Source organism: Photorhabdus sp. HUG-39, from assembly GCF_963878365.1.
Taxonomy (GTDB): domain Bacteria; phylum Pseudomonadota; class Gammaproteobacteria; order Enterobacterales; family Enterobacteriaceae; genus Photorhabdus; species Photorhabdus kayaii.
The window spans coordinates 197,656-212,035 of sequence record NZ_CAWNWY010000004.1; the positions used below are offsets into that span (position 1 = coordinate 197,656).

At 35.6% G+C, this 14,380-nt stretch carries 13 protein-coding genes and 1 pseudogene; 2 read left to right on the forward strand and 12 right to left on the reverse strand.

Features of this window, described 5'->3' with window-relative positions; translation table 11 throughout:
* Positions 1-203: 203 nt before the first annotated feature.
* The 6 genes and pseudogenes from AAC155_RS04925 to AAC155_RS04950 form a co-directional block, all read right to left on the reverse strand.
* Positions 204-1,085: a DMT family transporter gene (locus AAC155_RS04925; protein WP_113041245.1), complete on the reverse strand. Its 882-nt coding sequence runs from the start codon at positions 1,083-1,085 to the stop codon at positions 204-206.
* Positions 1,086-1,368: 283 nt separating this feature from the next.
* A complete protein-coding gene (locus tag AAC155_RS04930; RefSeq protein WP_113041246.1) occupies positions 1,369-2,181 on the reverse strand; it encodes a 2OG-Fe(II)-dependent halogenase WelO5 family protein in 813 nt (270 codons plus the stop codon).
* The gene (locus AAC155_RS04935) at positions 2,178-2,318 is read right to left on the reverse strand and encodes a hypothetical protein (protein ID WP_158536495.1); all 141 of its coding nucleotides are present in this window, start codon (positions 2,316-2,318) and stop codon (positions 2,178-2,180) included. Before AAC155_RS04935 ends, AAC155_RS04930 begins: the two co-directional genes overlap by 4 nt.
* Positions 2,302-3,333: pseudogene (locus AAC155_RS04940) on the reverse strand (fatty acid desaturase family protein). The gene AAC155_RS04935 and the pseudogene AAC155_RS04940 overlap by 17 nt, the downstream one beginning before the upstream one ends.
* 5 nt (positions 3,334-3,338) lie before the next feature.
* Positions 3,339-4,439: an amidinotransferase gene (locus AAC155_RS04945; protein WP_113041247.1), complete on the reverse strand. Its 1,101-nt coding sequence runs from the start codon at positions 4,437-4,439 to the stop codon at positions 3,339-3,341.
* A 725-nt stretch (positions 4,440-5,164) separates the two neighbouring features.
* Positions 5,165-5,455 carry a hypothetical protein gene (locus AAC155_RS04950; RefSeq protein ID WP_113041248.1) on the reverse strand — a complete coding sequence of 97 codons (291 nt, stop codon included), beginning with the start codon at positions 5,453-5,455 and terminating at the stop codon, positions 5,165-5,167.
* A gap of 370 nt (positions 5,456-5,825) precedes the next feature.
* On the opposite strand from AAC155_RS04950, the gene AAC155_RS04955 reads away from it, so the two are divergent.
* Positions 5,826-6,794: an IS30 family transposase gene (locus AAC155_RS04955; RefSeq protein WP_113041249.1), complete on the forward strand. Its 969-nt coding sequence runs from the start codon at positions 5,826-5,828 to the stop codon at positions 6,792-6,794.
* 559 nt (positions 6,795-7,353) lie between these two features.
* Here AAC155_RS04955 and AAC155_RS04960 read toward each other — a convergent pair.
* Together AAC155_RS04960 and AAC155_RS04965 are read right to left on the reverse strand one after the other, a co-directional pair.
* Positions 7,354-7,659 carry a Cro/Cl family transcriptional regulator gene (locus AAC155_RS04960; RefSeq protein WP_113041250.1) on the reverse strand — a complete coding sequence of 102 codons (306 nt, stop codon included), beginning with the start codon at positions 7,657-7,659 and terminating at the stop codon, positions 7,354-7,356.
* A gap of 885 nt (positions 7,660-8,544) precedes the next feature.
* Positions 8,545-9,579, reverse strand: coding sequence for an alpha/beta hydrolase family protein (locus tag AAC155_RS04965; RefSeq protein WP_113041251.1), 1,035 nt, complete (start codon positions 9,577-9,579; stop codon positions 8,545-8,547).
* 145 nt (positions 9,580-9,724) lie between these two features.
* Here AAC155_RS04965 and AAC155_RS04970 point away from each other — a divergent pair, with 145 nt between their 5' ends.
* On the forward strand, positions 9,725-10,624 hold the full coding sequence (locus AAC155_RS04970) for a DNA-3-methyladenine glycosylase family protein (RefSeq protein ID WP_113041252.1): 900 nt from the start codon (positions 9,725-9,727) through the stop codon (positions 10,622-10,624).
* A gap of 111 nt (positions 10,625-10,735) precedes the next feature.
* On the opposite strand, the gene AAC155_RS04975 is transcribed toward AAC155_RS04970, so the two are convergent.
* The 4 genes from AAC155_RS04975 to ycaC all read right to left on the reverse strand — a co-directional run bounded on the left by AAC155_RS04975 (position 10,736) and on the right by ycaC (position 14,358).
* The gene (locus AAC155_RS04975; RefSeq protein ID WP_113041253.1) at positions 10,736-11,185 is read right to left on the reverse strand and encodes a hypothetical protein; all 450 of its coding nucleotides are present in this window, start codon (positions 11,183-11,185) and stop codon (positions 10,736-10,738) included.
* A gap of 116 nt (positions 11,186-11,301) precedes the next feature.
* Positions 11,302-12,402, reverse strand: coding sequence for a DUF6973 domain-containing protein (locus tag AAC155_RS04980; protein WP_113041254.1), 1,101 nt, complete (start codon positions 12,400-12,402; stop codon positions 11,302-11,304).
* Complete coding sequence (locus AAC155_RS04985; RefSeq protein ID WP_113041255.1) at positions 12,402-12,836, reverse strand: hypothetical protein; 435 nt, start codon at positions 12,834-12,836, stop codon at positions 12,402-12,404. Before AAC155_RS04985 ends, AAC155_RS04980 begins: the two co-directional genes overlap by 1 nt.
* 898 nt (positions 12,837-13,734) lie before the next feature.
* A complete protein-coding gene (ycaC, locus tag AAC155_RS04990; RefSeq protein WP_113041256.1) occupies positions 13,735-14,358 on the reverse strand; it encodes an isochorismate family cysteine hydrolase YcaC in 624 nt (207 codons plus the stop codon).
* Positions 14,359-14,380 lie beyond the last annotated feature (22 nt).

Consider the following 14,380-nt stretch of genomic DNA (forward strand, 5'->3'; position numbering starts at 1 on the left):
AGTCTGATAGCAATAAATATGTTGTGAGTACTGTAAGACGGAAATAACCAACATCCAAGTAATAATGATTATCATTTAATATATAAAGAGAAACAGAAAGTAACTGTGGTTACTCATCAGAACAGATGAATTCGTGCTAGTACTGATTTCAACATTCATAAAAAAGCAATTACCGGACTAATTGTAAGCCCGGTAACCCAGATTTATTCAGTGGCAAGAGAGACTCTCTTTGTACGAAAGACTAATACAAGTCCTGATAAAATGGCTACCATTCCCAACAAACTTAGAGCAGGTAATGAATTTCCCAGAAACAAATAATCCATTACAGCGGTTACACCAGGAACGAGATAAAAAAGACTGGTTACATTCACCAAATTACCTGCCCGAATGAGTCGGTAAAGTAATAATTGAGCCACAACAGAGATAATTAACCCTAACCATAGCAATGAAATAATAAAGCCAGGCACCAGTTGAAACTCAAAAGGTTGGAAAGGAACAAACAATAAACAAAGTAGTAGGCTAACACTATATTGCAGGGGTAAAACCGCAGAGGGAGCTTGATGAATTCGTTTCTGTAAAATCGCACCAATACTAATACAAGCCAATGCGGCTAAGGCAAAAGTAATACCAGCAATAGAAAACCGAGACAGCACCAAGCTTTGATACACCACTAATACCAAACCCAGTAATGCTAATAATAAACCCGCTAAACGTACAACCGAGAAACGACGTTCGATCACCAACAATGTGATAATCGGTTGAATTCCCATAACTGTAGCCAAAACGCCAGGCGTGATCCCATTATCCAAAGCAAAAAAGTAACAAATAGAATAACCGCCAATTAACAAAATACCGGTGCCTGCTATCTGTTTGCGAGTACCATGCTCAGGTAAATAATAGCCCTTATGCCTGAATAATAATCCCAGAAATATCAAAAAAATAAGCGCAATAGCAAAACGCATCGTGAGAATGGCAAACGCGGTACTATGATCGAGTCCCCACCGAGAAAAAATCGCACCACTGCTCCACAATAAAACAAAAATCAAAGTCGAGCTATAAGAGATCCATTGAGCTTTAGAAATCATAGAGAATCCACACCCTGTCTTACATTTAATGTACACAAGTCAACGCAGCAGCCAAATCTAACACCGATTAAATATCAACCCTCTCTCAGAGGCAATCATATTATACGATTATATACCCGTCATCTTTCAAGTTGCCTCTTTGTTGGCTGCACTCGCTCACCCCGGTCTCATAGTTATCTATGCTCCCGGGGATTCACTCCCTTGCCGTCGCGATGCATCTTGAAATCCATAGGGTATAGATAAATATCTGTGAGCAGTTTTCAATCTCCATGAGCACGTTACGTTAGGTCCACCAAATAAGATCACCATTTTGCTGTAATCCCATAAAACAGGTCATCAGTAAACGCCGTTCTGGTGCAGAGATAGTATTACTATTCAGTACCGCATGGACCAAGTTCCCATTCAGTAATACCAAATCTCCCGCCTCAATATTAATCACCATACTTGCATGATCTTCCAATAACTCCGACGGGTATGGAAAACCACTGTAAGTTAAACCAAGGGCACTACGCGATTGGTCATCAGGTTGAATATTCCATACTTTTAATTGTCCGCCATTTTGAGGAACGTCAGCGTAAAAATTTACCGCCATAACACGATTAATCTGTTGGATCTCAAAATCACTCTGGCTCGGATCACTTAACTGTGCAAGATCATCATGAGGTAATAAAAGAAATTCGCCAAAATTATTCCAATACACAATTTTTACATTACCCGCCGCAACACCATGATACATTGCAGGACGTATTACCCGTAGGGTATTACTACTAAAATGAATTACTTGATCAATGAAATGATCAATTGGATTGATCGTATCTTGAAACACCTCATTAATTGAAGAACGGAAATGTTCCGCTTCTTCAATATATTGGCGGGTATCTTTTTCAATATGCGATGCTCCAATGAAATATCCCTCAACACCTTCAATACCTTCTCCGTAACGAGGAGTCCGTGCCGGGGAACGCCAAAAGTTCTCAATTATTTTCCTGCTTTGTTCTGACGGAAGAAAATTACGAACCCGACAAGCCGCAAGGCGACCATCCAAAAGGGCAGAAAGTGCGTGTATAGATATATTGTTTGATGTTTCATATATCATAAACTCCGATTCTGCCAGCGTTGCTCCTCTAATCTCGAATTTTTTTGCATTATAGTCGATTCACCCATTATTTTTGGTTTATACCCGTCATCTTTCAAGTTGCCTCTTTGTTGGCTGCACTCACTCACCCCGGTCACATAGTTCGCTATGCTCCCGGGGATTCACTCCCTTGCTGTCGCGATGCATCTTGAAATCCATAGGGTTTATAGATCTATGAAGTAACGATCTACGTCTATGTAAAAAACCCAATATTGCAGGTACCGGACTAATAACCCTCTTCTGTGCAGAAAGCTGAGTCGAATATTTCCTACGTAAATCAGGTAATAGCCTCCAATGCGTGTTTCCTGAGATATGATGTTCTTGGTGATAGCCATCATTAAACATCAAAAAATTATAGACACGACCATAGTAACTCGCTGAATTTGCAAATTTATTTTCCGGCAATGCACCATAATGCTCATAATAATTTTGTATATTAACCAGAACAAAGGCAAAATATAGAGAAGGTAGATAGCAAAATAAGCTCTATTCCCAAGACCAAGTGAATAAGATAATAACCCACATCGCTTGAAATAATCTATCCAGTCTCAATTGCCACAACTCTTTCATTCTCCTAACTTTTACTCTTGAAAGAAGTTTTTCATATCCTCTATCAGCTTTACTAAGCGGTTTATGCCATATAAATATAGCCCATAACATACGAATTAAACTGTTATAAAGAGTAAATATTCCACCAATGGTAGAATAACGCCAAAGAGCATTATGTTCCCCTATTTCTTTTCCATTGATAAAGGTTGAAGAAGTATCCTGAGGTCCACTTTCGCCGACTCCCCGGTCGTTATTATATTTGTGGTGATTACGAACATGGGACAAATGATAAGACTGTATAGATTGCCCAATATTCATTGAATTCAATATAGACACAAACATATTCATGGTATTAGAAACAAACCAGGGAGTATGGGTAAAAAAATGCGAGATCACCATTATGTTGTAAGTTATCATCAATGTCAGGAGAATAACATGAGTCAACCACCCCATAATAGTGAAACCATTCCAATAAACAACTAGCGTAATAGTGGCTACCGTATGCAAGATACTTAATGCAAACATTGCTGCATCCCAAAGGGAATATCTCCAGATAGCCATCATTATTCCTAGTCAAGATAAGACTGTAAAGTTCCACGCCGTCTTACATCCACTGTTGCACAATGGAAGGAACCGCCGAACGTATTAAAATTCCTGAAATTACATGGAATAGGCGTAAAGCCCCAGCGTTTCATCGCAGCGATCATTGGTTCATCCTGCTTTTCAACAATCACTCGCTGTTCATCCAACATCAGAATATTCATGTTGATCCATTTACTGGTCGTATACAGAGGATGGTCATCAGGAATAACCGGTTTCGGCGCATGTAATACATCCCAGTTCCTAAACAATTCAGGAATTTTTAATACTTTTTCTGGGTGAATTAACAGTTTTCCTGGCGCCATAGGAACAAAAGTGGCATCAATGTGCATAGGGCTATCATCGTTAAATTCAAAAACATGAATACGATATTCATCACCTATATGACGACGAAGCCATTCAATACCAAATTCATTTGTAACATGGCTCTTTTGAGCAATGATATCTCGCCCACATCGAATAAAATCCGCAGCATCAAAAGTCGGTTCAAACTCAGTTATCGCAAGGGGAACACGCTCCTTGCTATTAGGCTGATGCCATTCGAAATTATATTGTTCCTCGGTCAACTGTGGCTTTGGCCCGGCGCTCCATTTTGCCCCTTTCTTAAAGTAATCTTTAAGTAAAGTCTTATATGCCGCTGTCTCAAAATAACGAGAACGCCATGCTAGCGGGCATTCAATAATATCATTTCCAATAACTAACAGCACATCGCGAGGCATTGCACAATAAAACCCTGTACTACTCCAGCCTGGCGCACCAAATACCTGAGATTGGTCTTGCGGATCCGGACGACGTACTGTCACGCCTTCACCTTCAAGAATATGGACAAACTCTTCTAATTCTCTAGATGCTGCATCAATTTGCTCTTGCGGAAATGACCGACCTGCATACCGATGAAAATTAGCAATCTGATTCGGTGGTAGTATTGGCTCTATCGCCATATGCCAACCGGGAAATCTGGCGCCATCAACGACACCGACAATAACCTCCTCAAGTGGATCCCATTCATTAAAAGAACAAACTGGGGAAGAATTCTTACTATCATTATCTGTTAAATTCGAATCAAGCATGTCGTCTCCTGATATTTTAATATTATGTCGCTTTAAAACTATAACAATTGTATTAATTGCGACCCTGTTTTAATCAATATAAATCTCTTAGAAAAAATTCAATTTCAATATATCATCATACATAATATTATAGATTTACATTTCTTTCCGTTTAAAAATTCAAATTAACTATGATTTTTTTAGATCTGACAAATCCAACAAAAAATCATAACATTAGCTATTTAAAACAGTAAGAAACTGTTAAAAAATTTATTTTTTCATCATAAAACTTTCAATTAAGGTAATAATATAAAAAACAACTTTATAGTTTCACTGTGGTTTTATCACTTTAAAATAAAAATATAAGTTTTTCTTCGAGCAATAATATATGGACATTTAAATTTGTAAAGGAATTAAATTTAAGCATTGTAAAATAGAGTTAATGTGATTGTTTGCTATATAATTATTTACTTATAATAATATTACCGAAGATAAGTAAAGTGGAATTTATTTATGAGATATTGTTGTTTTATTTTTCAATAATTAATTCCAATAGAGGAAGGCAGAGCGATAATATTATCATTCTGCCTTTGACTAAGTGCATTTAGTAGAGAATCTTTCTACATTTTAATAAAATTAATTTCATTCTACCAAGGAAATACTTCTCTTAATTCCTGCTTGTAATATCTCTGTATTTAGTGAGGCTATTAATCAGAAAATTATAATTTATCTGAACTAATAGACCACTATACACCAACTTTTATTCCAGTAATGATATTTACTTGAGAGTTAGTTTGATCAACATCAATCGTTACTTTCTCACCCTTATAATAAGCGTGTACAAGAATAAGATAAGCCTGAGTAAAATCATCGCCCGTCAAGGCATCACTATCCAATACACAAACATCGCCTGAGATATAAAATTTTACTACATTTCTCTCTGTCTTACTTTTCGCGAGGGCAAGTTCAATTTTAACTATTTTACCAGAATTTTGACCTTTATCAATATCAGCATTACTGACAATTGTACTATCCATATCAAACTCCAAAATATAATTAATTTATAAATAGACTTATATTACCCAAGATGCAGAACAACAAACTGTTTACTTGTGGAATATAAGATAAAGGACACTTCTACTATAAAATCAATATGCATTAATAGGTCATCTACGCATCAGATATAGTAGTTAGCATTTTTAATACTACATTAATACTTTATCTAACACATATAACTATAGATGCCATTCATACGTTGTCAAATAAAGGTGATAGCTTAATTTTAAAATACGTCTACATTGTCACAGAAAATAGAAATGCAGGGCGGATTCGACTAATAAGCGCAATTTTTCAGAAGGGCGGTCAGTTGCTATAGTAGGCATCTTTCCCGCCACAGGAGAATGCGCTATGGCCTATACACAACTGACCGAAACAGAAAGATACCAGATTTCCAGTTTAAAAGAAGCCGGTTTTTCACCGCTTTTCATTGCTGAGTCACTTAAGCGAAGCCCGTCGACCATCAGCAGAGAATTGAAGAGAAATCAAGAAGTCCAGATATACTGCCCTGAACAGGCTCATTTGAAGGGATTGGCTCGTCGTCATTTTGCAAAGAAAGCCGTGAAAATAACGCCGGAAGTAAAAAAATGGATAAAACGATTAATTTGGAAAGACTTAAGTCCTGAACAGGTGGCTGATTATCTGAAGCAACATAAAGGGATATCGTTGCATCATGAGACGATTTATAGGTTGATTTATCAAGATAAAATAGAGGGGGGTGATTTATGGCAACATCTGCGAATAGCCAGAAAACCCTATCGCAAACGCTATGGTCGCTATGAAAGAAGAGGCAAAATTAAAAATCGGGTCAGTATTGATGAGCGTCCGGAACTCGTTGATAAAAAAGCCCGTATTGGCGACTGGGAAAGGGATACGATAATTGGGAAAGATAAAAAAAGTGCATTATTAACACTAGTTGACCGCAAAACGCTGTATACAATTATTGTTAAAGTTGATAGTAAACGGGCATCAGAAGTCGTGAAAGCGGCAGTGAAAGTATTATACCCGTTAAAACAAAAGGTTAAGACTATCACATTCGATAACGGCTTGGAGTTCGCAGATCATGAAATCATCAGTGAAACATTAGAAACCCAAATTTACTTTGCCCACCCTTATTCGCCTTGGGAAAGAGGGATCAACGAGAATATCAATGGGTTAATTAGACAATACTTTCCAAAGGGAACCGATTTTAATAAAATCTCTGAGCAGGAAATAAATTTTGTGTCAAATCGGTTAAATAATCGCCCCCGAAAAACACGAGGTGGGAAAACACCAAATGAATTATTTAAGGGAATACGAACATGTTTACTTCCAGATTAACGATGTTGCACTTATTATGTGAATCCAAGCAGATCTTTCATACGAGAACTTTGATATATCATTAACTTTTTCCACATCTAACAGTTACATATATAAATTATAATAATATGGATATTTATCACCCTTCTTAAAAAGGTAAATTTATTGGTATAATCACAGAGTTAAAAAATAAATCATAGAAATTATAATTGGTGTATTGATCATATAACTATATACCGACCTTCAGGTAATATTACTCATAGCTCTCCACGTTTAGATTAAACTAATAGTATGTAAAATAGAGATAGTTTAGCTTCCCTCTATATCATTATTACCACAGACAAATAAACTGCGTTTATTTGTCTGATATTATTTCTTTAATTCCATAACAATTCATTAAAATAGAAAAAGGCAGAGCGATAATATTACCATTCTGCCTTTGACTAAGTGCATCTAGCAGAAAATATCTTTTTGAATTTAATAAAACCAGCTCTATATGATTATATCTTTCAAACAAAATTCAATTATTCTACAGAATATATTATTCTACGCACTCATTTAGAAATTTAACAAATACTTCTTAAATTTCAACTCCTACTATATATTTTATCTTAGTAAGATTACTTTTTGCGATTTTTACTTTCACTTCTAATTTTTCATGAAGAACACGTAAAAGAGAAAGATAGAGCAGCACAATCTTGTCTTTATCTTTATCACCATCAATGAGTAATAGATGAAAATCATCAACTACGCCTAAAATATTTAGACTAACGATAACTGAGCTGGGTGACAGAATATCAATATTGACCTTCTCTACTTTACCCACTTTAAGCTCATCATCGACAATTAGCTCTTCATTTAATAAAATATCTTTCTTAATTATCATAATATAAACTCCAAAATTTAATCTAACTAATTGATAAATAACTTATATCACTCAAAAATATATACAATAAGCTATTTATCTTGCCCACACAAAACGGTAACCATTTTCACTAGAAAATAAGGTGTTTATCAGGAATTTATCCAGCATTTAGATAATATCTATAGCATTTTTGATGCCATATTGATGCTTTATCTAATACATATAACTATAGATGCCATTAATGTATTGTCAATAAAATAAAAAAATAAATTTAATTAATTTAAAATCAATATTTTATTACCCAATGGAAAATAAAAAAGATATTACATCCTGTAATGAGCAGGATATTTCAGTAATTTTTTCAATCGAATATAATGACAGAGATAAATAATAATGAAAAATAATGAAAAATAATGAAAAATAAACAGCTATTTCCCTCTACTCTACAAAAGCTAAAGTCGAGAACATCATTTCATAAACAACAAATAATTCATAACGTTTTAACACTATATTTTGTAGAAATAACAAGCGGTATATTAATCAAGTGATGATTTATAGTAAATATTATAATTACATCCCATTCACCCATTATAATAACAAATGAGATATGGAATTAATAACAATCACTACGCAAAAATAATACAAAAAAACGTGGTGTCAATTTTGACTATACCACGTTTTATTTCCAAATTTAATATCACTTCCCAATATGAAAAAATCGGCGAATTAATACTATTTTAGATAACAGACGGTTATCCATAATCCCTATACCCTATGGATTTCAAGATGCATCGCGACGGCAAGGGGGTGAATCCCCGGGAGCATAACAAACTATGTGGCCGGGGTGAGTGAGTGCAGCCAACAAAGAGGCAACTTGAAGGATAACGGGTATATACCCTATGGATTTCAAGATGCATCGCGGCGGCAAGGGAGCGAATCCCCGGGAGCATAGATAACTATGTGACCGGGGTGAGTGAGTGCAGCCAACAAAGAGGCAACTTGAAAGACGACGGGTATAGATAACCAATTCTTTATATCTTCAACTATAGGAGTAATCTGCAAAACACCTTCACTATTCCTAAATCCATGACTTAGACCTGGGTATTGATAAAAGGTAATATTATCTTTCTTTAATTGTTCTTCCATTTTTATCGCTGAGCCAGCGCTGACGGAATTATCATTTAGTGTTTGAATAATCAAGATAGGTCTTTTAGTTTGACTTAACACTTTATATTGATCAATACCAAGTGAGATTCTCCACCAATTAGCACCGTGATTACTCATCTCTATATGACCCATATTATTCCCGGTAGCTATTTTTTGCTGAAAATCCCTAAATTCTTTAATTGCTTCATCGATATGCTCTGGTGGCACCTCACTCCTCATACTATGAATAACATCATCAGCGAAATACCGACCTCCACCATTCAGTGACACGGTTCTATGAATATAATTGACTTGTGATGTTATTAAATTAGCAACCACTGCTCCTTCACTTCCACCCAAAATGACGATCTTTTTATATTTATTCTGATGTTTCAGATAATCAATGATCTGAATATAATCCTTAACTCGCTGCTCTGGCGTATCCAACCGAATATAAGCCTTAGGACAATCTGAACGCTCAACAACATCAGACCAAGGGAGTGATGCATTAATGCCATATTTTTCCACAGTCAGAACATCACTATCGGGATAAATATCGCTGAATGTATTATTCACAAACTTATTATTGGCGATACTATTACAATCAGAGCCCTGTATCAGCACCAATAGATTCTTACCACCTCTTTGCTTAAGATAGTAAGTTATTTCACTACCATCATGACGGAAAAACTGTTTATGCGCATTTGTATTTGAGTAAGCAAAACCTATATAACATGAAAAAAGCAGAGCAAATGTCAAAATTCTCTGTCGTAAATTAAAATAATATGCTTTCATTAATCCCTCCTTTAACTAACATATACAAAGACCACAAATTAACGATATTGTTCCTGTCAGAAAAAATTTTAAAATTTAAAAACAAGGTTCAGTGATTTTTTATCCAAAGTGCTAACTAAAACACCCATACCTTTGGAGAGAAGAAATGCAAACAACTTTATCCACAGAAATTACATTACCCGATAATTATCATACCCACGATTTTTTCGCTCTTCATCAAAGGGATAAACAAAATATCGCTGAAATTGTGGAACAGAATAAAATTCAAAAAGGGATGATGTGGGATGACAAACCTGCGGAATTAACCATAGCGATTAATGCAAAAACCGCACATATACAACTTAAGATTGATGGTGACACAACAGGCCCTGATGAGCGCTTATCTACTTTAGCATCACATATGCTAGGGCTTCTACAGCCAGTTCATCTATTTGAGTGTTTATATAAAGAACACCCGGTTATTGGTTCACTTATTGCCAGACAATCAGGTCTAAAAATTTATCAATCGGCCACACCGTTTGAAGCATTAAGTTGGGCGGTTATAGGCCAACAGATCAGCGTCAGTGCAGCCATCTCTATTCGCAGGAGATTTATTCAGGCAATGGGCGTTCAGCACTCTTCCGGGCTATGGTGCTTTCCAACCGCCAGACAAATTGTCAACCATTCAGAAGATGAATTACGCCAATGCGGATTTTCCGTCAGCAAAGCCAAGGCATTACTCCGCTTAAGTCAATTAATTGAATCTGGTGAATTAACATTAGCAATCTCTAATAGTGAGACAGATATTCAGCAATTGATAGATAATCTACTCGCTATAAAAGGCATTGGTATGTGGACAATTAACTATTCCCTGTTACGAGGATTTAACTATTTAAATGGCTCATTGCATGGCGACGTCGCAGTAAGACGTAATATCCAAAGATTATTCAATCAAAATGAAAAAGTTTCCGCAGAACAAGCAGAAAAATGGTTGGCAGATTTCGCCCCCTGGAAAGCCCTATTAGCCGCACATTTATGGCAACAAGAATCAAGTGCAGGGTATTGATATTGTTGTTAGTTTTCATTTCTTTAGCTGGTATGGTGTATTGTTGCTATTATTTAGTAAACCCGGCAAATATCACCGGGTATTATGATGCGTTTTTTTAACATCAAGGCATCATGATGGTTTTCGGAATGATGAGGGGTTCCTCTGAACCTGCTGCTCATTAGCGGAAGAAAATAAATAGTAAATTTTGTCCTCTACTGATGGGTCTCCTTTCATTTTTATGACAATTTTGGGAGCTTCTCTGGGAACACGATAATAAGCTATAAGCCCTTTTTCCTGATTCTCATAATCAAAATCGAGAACCAAAATTTTTTCATCCCCTGAATCCGGATAATAATAATACTCTTCGAAATAAACCACTTGCCCATCCTTAACAAAGATAATCTTGGAAAAGATATCAGTCCTTTCCTTTAACTCAGCACCAATGACAGACTTAATTTCGTCAAGATTCCAGCCACTATCAATAACATACAAAGTGTCCCATTTAAACGGCGTGATTTTGCTGATGTTAACCACGCAGTCTGTGCTTTGCTGGCAATGTTTATCAGCATAATCAAACATACTCTTCACAATGCTAAACTGTCGGTTACTATTGAACACAAAAAAAACTATCAGCAATGTACATGAAAAAAAAAATGATTTTATTTTTTCTGCTGTTCCAATTGCATCGCCAATAGTTACTCAGGTGAAAAGCCATCTTCATTTCCTCTTTCAAATACCGAGTTCATATAAGAAAACTGCTCATCGGTGATTTTTTCTTTGACAATCTCAAACCCCATCGCATTTTTCTTGGTAACATACAGTCCCTCTTTATGAAAGCGATTCAACACTGCCTTGGCCTGCGCTTTCATTGACGAGTTCCCGCTCTGTAGGCCAATCCTACGCCCTATCTGGTTATTGAGTAAATCAATTGTCTGATCAGCGTCCTTAAGGGCAGCAAACTGCCGGATGTTAAGATCTATTTTAGGATTACTTTCATGAGCATTGCCTGCATGGAGTGCGACTTCCTCACCATACCGAGCAGCAATGGTAGCTTGCCATAGTGTATGCCGGAAAGCATTGACCTGGGAGCCTTCCTTATATTTATTATCCAGTAATGTACCATTGGGGTTCGTTTTACTATTCCCCTGGGTTGAAAAACGTACCGCATTAGTCGTGATATTGGTAGCACCTCTTTCGTAGAGCCCAATATCATAGGCTGCAATAGGGTGCCGCATCGCAAATAAGATTTCCTTCATTTTCTGAGGCAAGTTATTGCTCTCACCAGTATAAGCACCATACCAGTCTTCAGAATAGCTAGCATCTTCTCCTGTTCCATACCCATATTTTTTATCAAAATCAGCTAAGTATGTAGTTAATTTTTTTATTTTCCCTACCTCATTATTAATATTACCATTTGCTTTTATTAATTCATTTAAAACAAAAAGATTTCTTTCTGTCAGCGGCATATTATCATGTAGCTCTTTTATAGCTTTATTATAATTTACTTCTCCTATAGATCCTTTAAGGTTATTATAAAATTTATCATATTTTGAATCTCTTGCATCCCTTCCATAAACAAATATTTGTAAAACAGCTTGAATTTTAACTGGTAGTAATCTAAATGAATTTATCTTCTGCTCTAAAAAGAATCGATCATCAAAAAATTCTCTCAGAGTATTTACATTTGAATTAATTCTTCCTTCAAACTTAGATACATAACTCATTACAACAGGTAATGTTGAATTAAAAACGTATCTATTAGCCATAATTGGTCTGGTGATATTTGGATTACCCATCAAAAATGCTTTTTTCTCTGAGCCAAATTTTTTATCCCCCTCAATATATTCTCACAATCTCTTTTTAAAACCGGACAATCTTTTTTTTCACAAATAGGGCAATTCTCTTTGTTATATTTATCTTTATAAGTATTAACTATATCCGCAAAGCCAATGCCTCCCATTGGAGCATATTTAGCACCATCTGTTAGTGCCTTTACCATTTGCCCAGAACTCATGTAACCACCAGTTGCTGAAAAATTTGGCAAAAAACTTGTTTCTGAATCTAATTGTAATTTATCCTGAATTTCAATTTTTTGATCATTAGAATCAAAGGGAGAACTACCTTCATAATATGAAATTGGGTGAACACCTTCAATATGAACATCATATGGACCTATTTTAGTATTCATTGAACCACCAACCGCAACATTAGGTTTATCATTATTACTCATAAAAAACTATCTCTCTTTAATTTTACTTTTAAATTTAATGAAATCTTTTACTAGCTAAGAAAATCTATTACATAAATTTCTCAGCAGAAATTAAAATTTACATACTACATTGCATTAGCATAATAAGTGAAAATAATTTTGCCTATACTATAAAATAACTTTCTTTATTAAAAAATAATTCATTATATTTATTAATGTTTTCGATGCTATCGTATTCACTCTCAAAAACAGCAGTTATGAGTTCATCAGGCTGAACATCTCTCACTAAAAAAAGCTACCATTCTTTCTATAATCTCGTTTACTTTTATCATCCTCTTAACTTCTTCAAGTATTCGAGCTAATGCCTTTTTATTATCTAGTTGATTAAAATATTCTCTAATTTTAATGTATGCCTCAATCTGAGGCATTCTTAATTTCTTATTTCCCTCAACATTAACTGCTGTATAAAAAATAAGACATACATATTCCTTTTACTCTACCTATTATATAATCATCATTAAACTCATATTCATGTAAAATAGTCTATGTAGTATGGAATTTATAACTTGGTCGCTCAATAAATTATTTTTCACTTTTCCTAATTGTTTCATTTACGCTATCCATTCCAATGAAAACACAATAATATTTCACAGTATATAATCCTATGAATAATTTAATTACCTAATAAGATGGAACTGTAATTATAAGGATATTACATCTTTACATTCCCCTCTCATGAAAACAAAAAAGGACCTCTGTATAGAGATCCTTTAACTATATACTGTCAGTTATTAGAATCAATAATATCCCCGGAAAGTCTGCAAGGCAGGATTATCACTGTAATCGGATAGGGTTCCTGTAACATAATTATCCATTAATGTAATCATGACTCAGCCCTTCCTGTTGCATGACATCGTTGTTACTCCTTTGTCAGAAGATTAAAACTGGTCATCAGGTTACGGTAATCTGGAATATGGCTGGAGAATAGATTTGCCAGTCCTTCGATATCATTTCGCCAGTCACGATGCAGCTCACACGCAACTGCAAACCAGGTCATCAACTGAACCCCTGCTTGTGACATACGATCCCATGCTGCGTTTCGTGTCATTTCATTAAATGTACCTGATGCATCGGTTACAACAAAAACATCAAACCCTTCTTCAATCGCTGACAATGCCGGAAATGCTACGCACACTTCGGTGACAACACCTGCAATAAGAAGCTGCTTTTTACCTGTTGCTTTAACAGCCTTAACAAAGTCATCATTGTCCCAAGCATTAATGTTACCAGGTCTGGCAATGTAAGGCGCATCAGGGAACTGCTCCCTTAACTCAGGGATCAGTGGCCCATTTGGTCCGGTTTCGAAACTAGTGGTAAGAATTGTAGGAAGGTGGAAGTACTTAGCAAGATCGCTTAATGCCAGAATGTTATTCTTAAATTTGTCAGGCTCAATATCACGTACCAGAGAAATCAATCCGGTCTGGTGGTCAACCAGCAGAACGGCTACTTTATTTTTATCGAGTCGGACGTAAGGTACACCCATATTAACCTCCTTCATTGGGGAT

What these genes read in the sequence shown, in the direction of transcription:
- AAC155_RS04925 (WP_113041245.1), bottom strand. Translation starts at nt 1,085, where the DNA reads ATGATTTCTAAAGCTCAATGGATCTCTTATAGCTCGACTTTGATTTTT.
- AAC155_RS04930 (WP_113041246.1), bottom strand. Translation starts at nt 2,181, where the DNA reads ATGATATATGAAACATCAAACAATATATCTATACACGCACTTTCTGCC.
- AAC155_RS04945 (WP_113041247.1), bottom strand. Translation starts at nt 4,439, where the DNA reads ATGCTTGATTCGAATTTAACAGATAATGATAGTAAGAATTCTTCCCCA.
- AAC155_RS04950 (WP_113041248.1), bottom strand. Translation starts at nt 5,455, where the DNA reads ATGGATAGTACAATTGTCAGTAATGCTGATATTGATAAAGGTCAAAAT.
- AAC155_RS04955 (WP_113041249.1), top strand. Translation starts at nt 5,826, where the DNA reads ATGGCCTATACACAACTGACCGAAACAGAAAGATACCAGATTTCCAGT.
- AAC155_RS04960 (WP_113041250.1), bottom strand. Translation starts at nt 7,659, where the DNA reads ATGATAATTAAGAAAGATATTTTATTAAATGAAGAGCTAATTGTCGAT.
- AAC155_RS04965 (WP_113041251.1), bottom strand. Translation starts at nt 9,579, where the DNA reads ATGAAAGCATATTATTTTAATTTACGACAGAGAATTTTGACATTTGCT.
- AAC155_RS04970 (WP_113041252.1), top strand. Translation starts at nt 9,725, where the DNA reads ATGCAAACAACTTTATCCACAGAAATTACATTACCCGATAATTATCAT.
- AAC155_RS04975 (WP_113041253.1), bottom strand. Translation starts at nt 11,185, where the DNA reads ATGTTTGATTATGCTGATAAACATTGCCAGCAAAGCACAGACTGCGTG.
- AAC155_RS04980 (WP_113041254.1), bottom strand. Translation starts at nt 12,402, where the DNA reads ATGGGTAATCCAAATATCACCAGACCAATTATGGCTAATAGATACGTT.
- AAC155_RS04985 (WP_113041255.1), bottom strand. Translation starts at nt 12,836, where the DNA reads ATGAGTAATAATGATAAACCTAATGTTGCGGTTGGTGGTTCAATGAAT.
- ycaC (WP_113041256.1), bottom strand. Translation starts at nt 14,358, where the DNA reads ATGGGTGTACCTTACGTCCGACTCGATAAAAATAAAGTAGCCGTTCTG.